Source organism: Dielma fastidiosa, from assembly GCF_000313565.1.
In the GTDB taxonomy this organism is placed as follows: Bacteria; Bacillota_I; Bacilli_A; order Erysipelotrichales; family Erysipelotrichaceae; genus Dielma; species Dielma fastidiosa.
Genome location: NZ_HE578923.1, coordinates 295,619 through 308,625, shown reverse-complemented (window position 1 = coordinate 308,625; position 13,007 = coordinate 295,619). Strand labels below are relative to the sequence as shown.

The 13,007-nt window shown below is 40.7% G+C and carries 9 protein-coding genes; 2 read left to right on the top strand and 7 right to left on the bottom strand.

Features of this window, described 5'->3' with window-relative positions; all coding sequences use genetic code 11:
* Positions 1-29: 29 nt before the first annotated feature.
* From DAHG_RS01800 to DAHG_RS20355, 3 genes are read right to left on the bottom strand one after another with little or no spacing between them, the layout of a single operon-like run.
* Positions 30-1,898: an ABC transporter ATP-binding protein gene (locus tag DAHG_RS01800; RefSeq protein ID WP_022936607.1), complete on the bottom strand. Its 1,869-nt coding sequence runs from the start codon at positions 1,896-1,898 to the stop codon at positions 30-32.
* 1 nt (position 1,899) lies between these two features.
* Entirely contained in the window at positions 1,900-4,128 is a 2,229-nt protein-coding gene (locus tag DAHG_RS01795; RefSeq protein ID WP_026880759.1) for an ABC transporter ATP-binding protein, read from the bottom strand.
* 5 nt (positions 4,129-4,133) lie between these two features.
* On the bottom strand, positions 4,134-4,622 hold the full coding sequence (locus DAHG_RS20355; protein WP_022936605.1) for a MarR family winged helix-turn-helix transcriptional regulator: 489 nt from the start codon (positions 4,620-4,622) through the stop codon (positions 4,134-4,136).
* 178 nt (positions 4,623-4,800) lie between these two features.
* Between DAHG_RS20355 and DAHG_RS01785 the strand changes: the two genes are divergently transcribed.
* Complete coding sequence (locus DAHG_RS01785; RefSeq protein ID WP_022936604.1) at positions 4,801-5,505, top strand: DUF554 domain-containing protein; 705 nt, start codon at positions 4,801-4,803, stop codon at positions 5,503-5,505.
* Between the two features lie 66 nt (positions 5,506-5,571).
* On the opposite strand, the gene DAHG_RS01780 is transcribed toward DAHG_RS01785, so the two are convergent.
* From DAHG_RS01780 to DAHG_RS01765, 4 genes are all read right to left on the bottom strand, one after another.
* Positions 5,572-8,529 carry an EAL domain-containing protein gene (locus DAHG_RS01780; RefSeq protein WP_022936603.1) on the bottom strand — a complete coding sequence of 986 codons (2,958 nt, stop codon included), beginning with the start codon at positions 8,527-8,529 and terminating at the stop codon, positions 5,572-5,574.
* Between the two features lie 13 nt (positions 8,530-8,542).
* On the bottom strand, positions 8,543-9,979 hold the full coding sequence (locus tag DAHG_RS01775) for an extracellular solute-binding protein (RefSeq protein WP_022936602.1): 1,437 nt from the start codon (positions 9,977-9,979) through the stop codon (positions 8,543-8,545).
* A 68-nt stretch (positions 9,980-10,047) separates the two neighbouring features.
* The gene (locus tag DAHG_RS01770; protein ID WP_022936601.1) at positions 10,048-10,779 is read right to left on the bottom strand and encodes a tyrosine-protein phosphatase; all 732 of its coding nucleotides are present in this window, start codon (positions 10,777-10,779) and stop codon (positions 10,048-10,050) included.
* Complete coding sequence (locus DAHG_RS01765) at positions 10,770-11,933, bottom strand: M20 metallopeptidase family protein (RefSeq protein ID WP_022936600.1); 1,164 nt, start codon at positions 11,931-11,933, stop codon at positions 10,770-10,772. The genes DAHG_RS01770 and DAHG_RS01765 overlap by 10 nt, the downstream gene beginning before the upstream one ends.
* 290 nt (positions 11,934-12,223) lie before the next feature.
* On the opposite strand from DAHG_RS01765, the gene DAHG_RS01760 reads away from it, so the two are divergent.
* A complete protein-coding gene (locus DAHG_RS01760) occupies positions 12,224-12,877 on the top strand; it encodes an HAD family hydrolase (RefSeq protein ID WP_022936599.1) in 654 nt (217 codons plus the stop codon).
* Positions 12,878-13,007: the final 130 nt, after the last annotated feature.

Sequence of the window (13,007 nt, the reverse complement as noted above, 5' to 3'; positions counted from 1 at the left end):
AACATACAGTCATGTCCGGCTTTTCTTATCTATTCCTCTTCCTCACCATCAGAGAATTGTGAATTATACAGATTCGCATAGAAACCACCCTTAGCAAGCAGCTCCTCATGAGTTCCTTTCTCCACAATATCACCATGATCCATGCACAGAATCATGTCTGCATCCTTAATGGTTGACAGACGGTGAGCAATAATAAAGCTTGTTCTGCCTCTCATCAGATTATCCATCGCTTTCTGAATCAAAATTTCAGTACGCGTATCAACTGATGATGTAGCTTCATCCAAAATCAAAATCTTTGGATCACAGAGAATCGCACGCGCTATGGTCAGCAGCTGCTTCTGTCCCTGTGAAATATTACTGGCTTCTTCATTTAAAACCATATCATAGCCATCAGGTAAAGTACGAACAAAGTGATCGACCTGTGCCGCTTTTGCCGCCTCAATGACTTCCTCATCACTGGCATTCTGCTTACCATAACGGATATTATCCTTGATTGATGCATTATACAGCCATGTATCCTGCAGCACCATGCCGAATAATGAACGCAGATCATTTCTTCTGAATTGCTTCAAGTCTAAGCCATCAATACAGATGGCTCCCTGTGTGACATCATAAAAACGCATCAGCAATTTAATCATGGTCGTCTTGCCGGCACCTGTAGGCCCTACGATCGCGACTTTCTGCCCTGGTTCAACCTTCGCTGTAAAATCATTAATAATAATCTGTTCAGGGTTATAGCCAAAATGCACATGCGCAAAAATAACCTCACCCTTAATATCATCCACCGGTACCGGATATTCAGTATCTGGCTCTTCTTCCGCTTCTTCAAGATATTCAAACACACGCTCAGCTGCCGCCGCTGTCTGCTGGAGTACGTTCGAGATATTAGCTACCTGCTGTACCTGCTGTGTAGACTGCTTCATATACTGAATGAATGATTGAATATTACCAACCGTAATCACACCGATGGAGGCATAATAACCACCCATGATACAAACGATAACATAAGCGATATTATTGATAAAATTCATGATTGGCATCATCAGTGAGCTTGAAAACTGAGCTTTCCAGCCAGCATCATACAGCTGATTATTTAAATCATTGAACTGTGCGACACTGTCTGCTTCACCATTAAATGCCTTTACGATCAAATGACTGCCATACATTTCTTCTATATGTCCATTCACATGACCTAAATATTCCTGCTGTCTGCGGAAATACTTCTGTGTATGCTTAACCACAAACAATACCAAGATTAATGAAAGCGGCAGTACCAAAATAGCAATTACCGACATCTTCCAGCTGATTAAAAGCATCATAATCAGCATACCGACAACATTTGTCACAGATGTGATTACCTGGGTAATACTCTGATTCAGACTGTTTACCAGCGTATCTACATCATTGGTGATATGACTTAAAATTTCACCATAATTTCGTGTGTCATAATAATTTAATGGCAGCTTATGCATCTTATCTTCAATATCTTTTCGTAAGCTGTAACCAAGCTTCATGATTACACCGCTCATAATCCAGCTTTGAATAAATGTAAACAATGCACTCGCTAAATACAAGCCAATCAGCAGACAAATAATTTTAAGAATCGCATCAAAATCAATGCCCATACCGGTGCCGCCGATAATATTCATTAAGCCTTCATAAATCAATGTAGTGATATTACCTAAAATACTAGGCCCTAAAATCATAAATACCGTAGAAGCAATCGCGAAAATAACAACTACAATCAGCTGAAGCGCATATGGCTTCAAATAGCGTAATAGCTTTTTAATTGAACCTTTAAAATCCTTTGCTTTCACAACAGTACCGCGCATCGGACCATGACCGCCGCCCATTGGCCCTCTGCCGCCCATTGCACCTGCAGGTCTGGAGTTTGCCATATTACAATTCCTCCTTTGACAATTGTGAAGACGCGATTTCATAATATGTCGGGCAATTCTTCAACAATTCTTCATGCGTGCCTTTGCCGACTACCTTACCATGATCCAGAACTAAAATCTGATCTGCATGCATGATGGTTGATACACGCTGAGCCACAATCAATACTGTCGCGTCACTTGTGTGCTCGTGTAAAGCTGCCCGCAATGTAGCATCCGTTTTAAAATCAAGAGCTGAAAAAGAATCATCAAAGATTAAAATCGGTGCCTTTGTCGCTAAAGCGCGGGCAATTGATAAACGCTGTTTCTGACCGCCTGATACATTTGTACCGCCTTGGGCGATCAATGCATTAAAGCCGTCTTCCTTCTTTTCAATAAAATCAGTAGCTTGCGCCACCGCCGCCGCTTCTCTGATTTCCTCATCACTTGCATCAGGGCGTCCGTAACGCAGATTGGAATCAATCGTACCTGAGAGCAGAACACCCTTTTGCGGTACATAGCCTACCTGTTCATGCAGACGATGCTGAGAAATATTACGGATATCCGTACCATTGACCTTAATACAGCCGTCAGTTACATCATAGAAACGCGGAATCAGATTAATTAATGTTGATTTTCCTGAACCTGTCGAACCGATAAATGCGGTTGTCTGTCCCGGTTTAGCGACAAAGGATACATTCTCCAATACATCCTTTTCAGCCCCTGCATAGTGGAAGCTGACGTTATCAAACTCAACAACACCCATTTGATCCTGCTTAAATTCTGCTTCTGTTTCAGGATCAACAATTGAAGGCTGGGTTGATAATACTTCATAAATACGATTTGCTGATACTGTCGCTCTTGGAATCAGAATGAAAATCATACTGATCATTAAGAATGACATGATAATCTGGATACCATATTGCATAAACGCCATCATATCACCAACCTGCATATTACTGGCAGCAATCTGATGCGCGCCGACCCAAACAATCAGCAATGTTGTAAAGTTCATGATGATATTCATACATGGCATCATCATCGCCATAACCCGCTGAACAAATAAGCTGTTCTTGGTTAAATCCTTATTTGCTTTATCAAAGCGTTCTTTTTCAAACTCTTGAGAACCAAAAGCACGAATAACAAGCTGACCGGTCAGATTCTCACGAGAAACGAGATTCAGCTTATCCAGCAGCTTCTGCATGATATTGAACTTAGGCATTGCTACCACAAAGATAAAGCCAATCAGACACAGCAAAGCCGCAACTGATAATGCTAAAATCCATACCATTGATAAATTCTTTGAAGAAATCATGACAATACCGCCGATACCCATGATTGGGGCATAGAATATCATACGGATGCCCATTACAATCAAGGTCTGTACCTGAGTGATATCATTCGTAGTACGAGTAATCAAAGAAGAAGTTGAATATTTATCAAATTCAGCATTTGAGAAGCTTTCAACCTTTTCAAAGATGGCCTTACGCAAATCACGGCCAAGACCGGCAGCAATCCGGCTGGCTAATAAGCCTACAGCAATCGTAGCCATCGCACCAAGCAATGTTACCAACAGCATCAAGCCGCCTTTTTTCAATATATACATAAATTGAATCTGCTGAGCGTCAGCCCCTAATTCTTCATAAAACAGCTTCACAAATACCGCGCTTGTCTGCGTTTTCGTCGTCTCCGGCAATGCCATCGCCGCGGCATGCTGTTCATCAATCATTTCCTGAGGCAATGCCTGAAGCATTGGCAGCATCGCATAAACCTGATTAAAATCTAAATCCGTAACTGAGAAATCCGTACCAGCATTAGCCACACCACTTTGGGCAGACTCTGCCGATACTTGCTTCATCACATTAATAAAGGTCCATGAGCTATTGCCAAAGACTGCATCCAGCGCATTCCGCTCATCTTTTCCTTGTTCATTAATTTGATATACATTCATATCGGCAGCATTCGCATAATGCTTGGCAATCGTCTCATCACTGCCTTTTTCAATAAAATCATAAGCAGCCAGCACTGAGGTCTTTTCATCCTCACTCATGAACAATGTCATTAGCGTCATGCCCTGTTCACTGATTACATCTGGTGACGCGTGTTCAATACCATTCTGCTGAATACCGACATTGATAATATCAGACATTGTATCCGGTAATTTTAAATCACACATTGCCTGACCAAACAGCAGTACAACAGCTGCCAGCATACTGACTAAAAATGGCTTATAAAACTTTTTTAGTTTCATCATAAGCATCAATTCCTTTCTAATCTTTCATCATTCGCTAATTCATAAACCACGGTATGCAGTTTATTTAAAATGCGAATCAATTCTTTAATATCTTGTTCTCCCATTTTTTCAATCAATGCATTTAAGCCTTCATAAGCTCGATGCCATGCCGCCTGCAATGCTTCCTTACCTAAAGGCGCAATGCATACATAAACCAGACGGCGGTCGCTGCATGTGCTGACACGCTGAATGAATCCCTTCCTTTCAAGCTCATTGATCATACGGCTGATAGCTGGACGTGAAACCAACAAAATTTCACTAAGATCAGAAACTGTCATTCCAATCATTTCTTCATCAGTAATGAATTCCAGCTGATGGCCATTTTCAAGGATTGTATGAAGCAGCACAAAAGTACCCTGCGGTAAATCACCTAAAGCAGAATGGCGTTTACCCATCGCTTTATTCACACGCATGATTGACTTAAATAATTCTTTCTGCAATTTATTCTCTTCCATTGTCCACCTCTAACATATTTAACTATGTTAACAATTATTATAGTTAACTAATTTAAAAAGTCAATAGACTTGTGAGATTACCACAAAAACACACAATTCAAAATTCCCTCACAAAAAGGTTTCCTTGACAGTTAATAAGGGCAAGCGTATATTAAAATATAAGTTTAGGGGGTGTGCCATGCTGTCATTATTAACCGGTGCTGCAGTCAACTGTCTGCTGATTCTCGCAGGAACCTTAATTGGCTGTTTATTAAATCGAAAAACATTACAGAAAATCGGTGAGCGTATCTTTGAAGCCTTTGGCCTATTAGTCTGTGCCATGGGTTTTGCCGGCAGCAGTCAGCTCGATCACATCTATCTGATTCTCGCCTCCATCATCATCGGAGTAGCGCTGGGTGAATTCTTTGACCTCGACGGTAAATTCAGACGGCTTGCGGAAAAGCTGCAGACCTTGTTTACTCATTCAAAAGATAAACCATTCGCTCAGGGCTTGATTGAAGCTACATTATTATTTTGTATCGGTTCAATGGCAATCATCGGTTCTCTTGAAGCAGGCATCAATCAAAATCATACAATTCTGATCACTAAAGGCATCATTGACGGCATCAGTGCCTGCATGATGAGCATGACGCTGGGTATCGGCGTTGGATTTTCCGCTCTCTTTGTTTTCATTTATCAGGGAACCCTCACACTTGGCGCCTCCCTGCTTCAGCCGCTGCTCAGCGCTGACATCATCGCTGCCGTATCAACCGTTGGTAACCTTTTTTTGATTGGGATTGGCTTAAATATGCTGAAAGTTACCAAAATAAAAGCCGCAAACTTTTTACCAGCCATGTTCATCCCAATAATGTATGCATTAATTTGTCATTTATTCATTAAATAATCATTTAAAATATAAATCATATAAGCAAAACAATGTACATATACAAAAACAAACCTCGTCAGAGGTTTATTTTGTTTCATAATATTCACGAATCAACTGCTTCTTCTGTTCACTGATATCCTGCAATTCATAAGCAGGCTGAGCCAGATAGAAGCCCTGCATATAATCAACACCAGCATTAATCAGCGTCTTCATCTCCAACTCATTCTCAATTCCTTCTGCGATAATCAGAATATGATTTTCTTTGCAGTATGAAATAATATTCTGAAGCAGAATCTGCCGATTCTCATCAAAACTGATATTATGCACAATTGAACGGTCAATCTTAATAAAGTCTGGTTCAACCTGCAGCAAGACAGATTCACCATTATAACCGGTTCCATAATCATCAACCGCGATCTTCGCATGCCATTTATCGACTAAACGGCGCTTTTCTTTCGCCGGGCGATCCTCAAGCTTCTCCGCTTCTGTAATTTCTAACACTAAATTAGGCAGATAATCTGAATATTTAGCGCTGAATTCCGCAATATCCTCTGCCGTTAAAACCTGATTTGCGATCGTATTGATAAACAGCCGATACTTTTCATAACCCGGTTGTTTTACATAATCCTCCATCGCCTTAAAGAAAGTCAGATGTTCAATAAAATAAAGCTTCGACTGCGCTCTGGCAATCCTCAAGATATCAAGAGGGTTCATAAAGGCCGCTAATTTAGAACGCATCAGCGCTTCATACGCATAGACCTCACCTGTATGAGCATCAACGATTGGCTGGAACTGATAAGCTACCATTTCCTGATCAATCAGCTTATTCAAATCTTCCTTAGCCTGAAGCAGATACGCGTCATTTTCATATTCCTCCTGATCAAAGAAATACAAACTGCCCTTTTGAGTATGCTTCATCCGATACATTGCGAAATCCGCATACTTCGTCAATGAAGTTAACTCTATCGCATCATTCGGATACCACGCGACACCTGTGGTTGCCCGCAGCTTACTAAAACTGCCATCCGGTAATTTCCAGACACATTCATTCATATTCTTCTCAAACTCGCCGAGTATTTTCTGTATTTCTTCTTTTGAATCATAGCCATATAAGAATACAAAGAACTCATCACCGGAAATTCTTGAGATAATAGAATGCTGAGGCGGATAAGAAGATTTCAGCACATTAGCCATCAAGCGGATATAATCATCACCGCAGTCATGACCAAATGTATCATTAATATATTTCAGATTATCTAAATCAGACATGACTAATGCCGCTACTTTCAGCTGATCATGCTGTTTAAATAACTTATTCATTTTTTCAGTATATGCGCGGCGGTTTAATAAGCTGGTCAGCACATCATGATCACGCTCATATTCAGCCTTATGCAGCTCCAGCATTTCACTGGTTACATTTTCTACAACACCATAAATATGATTGGCTTCTTTCATGATATGCATGCGTATCCAGCGCTGTTTGTGATCAATATCATCAGCAATTCGATAAATACGAATCTGATTGTCAACACGAGTAGACGGATATTGCTTATCCAAAAGCTCAAGCAGATAGATTAAATCTTCTTTATTCTTAATCTGCAGCTGGGCATCTCTAATGCCGATCGTAGCCAATAGCTGATCAGTACAGAAGAAGCGTTCCTGATCGGTATAATATTCAAAAGCGCTGAATGGATAGCTGGTCATCGAAATAATCCTGCCAAAGGAAGAGGCGGTTTCTGCCACATCACGGCTCAGCTCTTCAATCGCACTGCTTAGGTTATCGATTTCGAGGATATTCGTTGGATTTAGTTTCACTGGTTCATTTGGATTAAAATTCTTAACCTCTTTAGCCAATTTTCGAATCGGATGAGTAAATGAACGGCTTAATACCAAGATAACACCAAATAATACCGCAAATGAAAGCAGACTGGCAAGCAGACACGATTTATATAATTCATTAGTAAAAAATTTCAGATCCTGACCGCGCATCAAGCCGACTAAAACCCATGAATCATCAGCATATGGTGAATTTGTGTTATATAAGGATAGCAATTGCACATTGCCGTAAACCTGATTATTCTCCTCAGTTTCAAATTCAAACGCGTTGATATAATTTGTTTTATCAAGAATTGAGACAGTAGGTTCACTATGAAAAATATTCGTATACAGCGGCCCGCTGGCGGCGATATATTCCAATTGAGCAGTTTGATTCGTAATTTTAGCTAACAGATAAGAAGCATTGCTGTTTAATTCCTTGGACGGCATCAGACTCTTTAAATAATCAAGCGATACATCAACACCAAGAATACCGAGCACGTTGCCATCATGATCCAAGAGCGGCAGTGTATACAGTATGACATCAACACCATTGCTGTCCGTGGCGCTCGAACTCCAATACCCCAGATCTTTATGCGCTGCCTGCAGATTTTGAGCCGCTACTGATAAAACGCGATAATAAAAGATATCACTCTTATTCTCCTCATTAAACTGAAACTGAGGATTCCAATAAATATCTAAAGGGATATTTAACCCTTCAGTGATACTGGCCGGAGCCCTCAGACAAAGCAGATCTGAATTATCATTCGGGTTAGCGATAGGATCCATATCCCGCAGATAGATACCATTTGTCTGGACATTGTCACTGTTGTCATTGCCCAATATTAAAAATGCGCCGGTTACTTGATTGGTTCGCAGGATACTGATAATATCCTCACTCACAGCATCAATCAGCGGCACTGCGGCTGAAGTATTTTTCGCTAATTCATCAATGGTTAACTGCTGCTCATCAAGATAAGCGATGATTTTATCAGTCATCATTACTGACTTAGATTCAAGATTGCTCCAGCGCTGAATCATGTCATTTTCTAAATAGGTACGGCGGTTGGTTACCTTTTCATTCATTGTATCAAAAGCATTCTGATTCGTTTTCTCAACAATATCACCATTCAGTAAGGTCGCAGCAAAAATTACTGACTGAATCAGTACGACTATTATCATCATCAACAATGTTCTGTCAGTAATTGACGACTTTCTCAACCGCATATCTGCACCCTTCCTATATCAGCTTTTCTAACTCCGTTTTAAGCCTGCTATACCATTCATCAAAAATTTGGTCATTAATCAGCTGATTTAGCGCTTCATCTCTGGATGAGCCTGAGTTGATCAGTTCAATCACCTGCTGGCGGGCTGCTTTAGCATCATCAATCAAAGCGGCCTGCAGCAACGAGCGGGCTTCAGTGCCATGATCAAAGGCTTTACTTGTAAATAATTCATAATCATTAACCGTATTAATCGCTACATCAAGACCGGCTAAAATTGAATCATCCATATCAATATCATTCTCTTTGATCAATGTATGGATTACTTCAAGATCATTGGCTTCCTTTTTCACTGGCAGATAAGCTGAATTAATCGTAAAATCAATATTTCGTTCAGTTTCAGTAAACCATTTCAGGAAAAGAACTGATGCATACTCCTTGACTTCACTGGTTTTTGACACAACCATTCCAGCCCCCTGCTGAACAGCAACCTTACTGCCGCCTTCAAATACCGGTACCGGCTGGAAGATCACATCGATATCATAACTTGTATTGTCATCCTTGATTACCTGTGTAGGAAAATAAGGAATGCCGCTTGTAGAACCAACGAAAGAAATAATATCCCCCGTTTTCACATCATCACTGCGGAAACGGCCCTTATCCAGATAATAGCCCTTTACATAAGGAACATAATAATTATCCCAGATTTTTCTGATTACATCCTTATCAAAATTCAGTGTAACTTGTCCGTCTTTAACCTCAAAGATTTCCATTCCTAATTGCTTGCAGCCGATAATAAAATAATTAGCTACCGCATCACGGCCAAAGAAAGGCTTTCCGTCATTGTTTATATCAGGCGTAAGCGCGTCAGTATATGCATAATATTTTTCAGCTACTTCATTTAATCCTTCAACAGTCTTTAAATCATCCAGGCTGACATCAGCTGCCTCTGCGAAACGATCCCAGTCCGTTTTATTGATTTGCAGACATTCCGTAGCCTTCGCGGCCGGGAAAATCTTTAATTCGTTATCAAACATGCCTTCCTGCACATAGCCATCTACATACTCGCTGATTTCATCCGCGCTTAGATACTGACTTAAATCAGCAACATAGCCATCCGCATTTAATTCATAAGCGGTATCTGCATATGCGGTAAATATTTCCGGCATTTCAGAGGCGCCGACTTTACCGGCTGCCGCTTCTTTCACTTTATCGGTTAATTCAAGGATACTGCCTACATTATTTGCCTCGACAACAATTCCCTTCTCTGAACCAACTGTATTATTAAACTCTTCAATCATATTATCAAGCGCTGTTTTCTGGATACCATTATAATAATGCCATAAGGTTAAGGTAATTGGATTTTTAGGGTCCAGTTCCTTCTCATATGGATTTTGCGAAGAACAGCCGCCTAGGATCAGACAGGCGCAAAGCAATGCAGCTATTTTTTTCATAAACTACCTCCGAATATAAACTGATTATATCAGTTTTACCATTAATTTCCAATTCATTTAAACAAAGCTTATTCTTGATCTAATTGAAATAATTGATAAGCGGTCTCACCGCATAATCGATCGGCTGCTGCTTTCCCTTGTTTTTGTTCAATCAGCGCATGAACATCTGATAAAACTGGGATACGCGGCGGAAAAGAACGGTGGGCATCCGAGGCAATCAAATCAATTAAACCGTCGTCAAGCATTTTTTCAGCGGTTTGATTCGCCATTGCCATTCGATCCAAACCTAATAGACTCGTTCGATTCGTCTGCAGATAACAGCCCATAGCTTTCCATTTCCGCAATCGATCATAATTTTCATGCACGATAGCATAACGTTCCGGATGCGCGATCACCGGGATATAGCCGCGGTTCAGCAATTCGGTAAGAATTACATCAGCATCCTGATCCTGTTCATCTTCAATCCACGGCAGCTCAGTTAACAGACAGCGGCTGCTGCCCATAGTGATTAGACGGTTTTCATTCATCATATCTGGGCATTGATGTGAAAAAAAGATTTCACCACCCTTTACGATACGAATCGGCAGCTGATACTCTTTTACCAGCTGCTGTACCTGAGCTAACGCGCAATCAAAGCGCTGTTTGTTATTCTCAGGAAATTTAGGATGCACATGGGAAGTAGCAAGGATCACATCGATGCCGTCCTGTACCGCGATCTGAAGCATTGCCAAGCTGTCCTGCCACTGCTTCGACGCATCATCCACACCATAAAGGATATGACAATGACAATCTACCCGCATAAAACACCCAGCTTTTCCATCAGCCGTACATTCGTTTCAATCGCGTTCAGCAAATATTCCTCACGATACATAAACCGGCTGTCATGAATCTGGTAAGGATGATCCGCATCACCAACACTTGTATAATAGAATAGACCTGGTACGATCTGCTGATAGAAGGAGAAATCCTCGGCAATCATCCGCGGTGCGATTTCTACATAATCTTCGCCTACAACCTCCGCCAGCATCGCCGTCAGCTTTTCATCATTATTAACAACCGCATAGAAATCATCAATCACAAGCTCAACCTCAACATTAAACATCTGCGCGATCGCCTCAGCAACCGCATGCATCCGCTGTTTCATCATTTCATAATTCGCATCAGAAAAAGAACGCATCGTACCAATGATTTCAGCTTTATCGGCAATCACATTACGCACCTCGCCAGCATTCAGCTTACCGACAGTAATAACGGCGCTGTCTAACGGATTTACATTTCTTGAAACAATCGTCTGCAGATTCATAACCAATGAACAGGCAGCTACGATTGCATCCTTGCCGTCATGCGGCATTGCGCCATGGGCCGTATAGCCTCTAACGGTAAACTGGAATTCACCATTGCGGGCCATCATCGGACCCGGCCGGCAGCCGATTTTCCCTTCCGGAAGATCACCGACTACATGCATGCCAATCATACAATCAATCTTATATTTATCAAATAGACCATGCTCGATCATCGGCTTAGCGCCGCCTGGACTTTCTTCCCCTGGCTGAAAGACAATCGTTACATTCTGAGTCAGCTGATCACGATGCTCACACAAATATTGAACTGTTCCCAGCATTGCCGCCATATGGCCGTCATGACCGCATGCATGCATACAGCCCTCATGCTCACTCTGAAAAGAAACACCCGTCTTTTCCCCCATGGGCAAAGCATCAATATCCGAACGCAGACCAATACCTTTATCAGTTGGCACAGCGGCTTTGATCTGCATCACAAGACCATTCTCAATCAATGTGTCATCAATGCTGTCCACCCCGTATTCAATCCCCTTTGCCCGCAGATATGCAGCCGTCTTCACTGTATTTAATCCAATTTCAGGAATCTTATGCAGAGACCGGCGATTTGCTTTAACTTCTTCTAATTGCTTTTCAATCGTTTCACGTATTTTCATAGTACGCCTCCAATGTCTAAATTATAATGACACACTTTGGCATTTGCAAGTCATAAAGATTGTTAATGTGCGCCATACTTTAGTTTAAACATTTATTCAGAGCCAGTAAATGCATTTATCATCCATTTGCCGCTTTGATCCATCACATGAAGTTTTAATAGAAATAAAGGTTTAAGAATTTTATTGTAACTATTATATACCACAATGAATCAACAGGGGTACACATGTCATAAAAAGGATTGCAATTGATAATAATAAAAGGTATGCTTTATCTGAAAAGAGGGACAGTCATGAAACCAGCAGTAATTTTTGATTTTAACGGAACAATGGTCTTTGACGGCATTTATCATGAACAGGCATGGAAAGAATTCTCTAAGGCATTGCGCAAAGAGCCATTTACTGATGAAGAAATGCAGATGATGCATGGTAAACCTAATGTTAAAATCATCGAATATCTCAAACCAGATGTCACATTTGAAGAAGCAAATAAGTTATCTGAAGCAAAGGAAGCCCTCTATCGTGAGATTGCTCTGCAAGCCGGTACTCAATATCATCTAGTAGATGGTTTGGAGGACTTTTTAAACAAGCTGCATGACTTAAATATCCCGATGAATATTGCCAGCGCGTCAATACTTGCCAATATCAATTTCTTTATTGATGTTTTTAGATTAGATCGCTGGTTTGACCCGCAGAAAATCGTTTATGATGATAACACTTATGAAAATAAAATTGCCATGTTTAAAAAAGCAGCCGCGAACATCCGCTGCGATATTCAGGACTGCTATGTTTTTGAAGACTCTATTACCGGCATCCGCTGCGCTCATGAAGCAAAAGCAAAAGGCATCATTGTTATCACTCAATCAAATACCGCTGATTTTCCCGGTGTGATCAAAACGATTGAGGATTATCTGGCAATGGATGAAATCTGTGCCCTTTTAAAATAATTAAAATTCAATATAAAAGCCTGACAATGATTTACAGAGTAACTAAACGATTGAATTAAGGAAGCTTGCAGGAAGGATAATCTTTGATTTAAATCATCAAAACATAAAAATTTGCATCTTAACATAAAGT

Coding starts and splice junctions, on each gene's coding strand:
- DAHG_RS01800 (WP_022936607.1), bottom strand. CDS start 1,898: ATGGCAAACTCCAGACCTGCAGGTGCAATGGGCGGCAGAGGGCCAATG.
- DAHG_RS01795 (WP_026880759.1), bottom strand. CDS start 4,128: ATGATGAAACTAAAAAAGTTTTATAAGCCATTTTTAGTCAGTATGCTG.
- DAHG_RS20355 (WP_022936605.1), bottom strand. CDS start 4,622: ATGGAAGAGAATAAATTGCAGAAAGAATTATTTAAGTCAATCATGCGT.
- DAHG_RS01785 (WP_022936604.1), top strand. CDS start 4,801: ATGCTGTCATTATTAACCGGTGCTGCAGTCAACTGTCTGCTGATTCTC.
- DAHG_RS01780 (WP_022936603.1), bottom strand. CDS start 8,529: ATGCGGTTGAGAAAGTCGTCAATTACTGACAGAACATTGTTGATGATG.
- DAHG_RS01775 (WP_022936602.1), bottom strand. CDS start 9,979: ATGAAAAAAATAGCTGCATTGCTTTGCGCCTGTCTGATCCTAGGCGGC.
- DAHG_RS01770 (WP_022936601.1), bottom strand. CDS start 10,779: ATGCGGGTAGATTGTCATTGTCATATCCTTTATGGTGTGGATGATGCG.
- DAHG_RS01765 (WP_022936600.1), bottom strand. CDS start 11,933: ATGAAAATACGTGAAACGATTGAAAAGCAATTAGAAGAAGTTAAAGCA.
- DAHG_RS01760 (WP_022936599.1), top strand. CDS start 12,224: ATGAAACCAGCAGTAATTTTTGATTTTAACGGAACAATGGTCTTTGAC.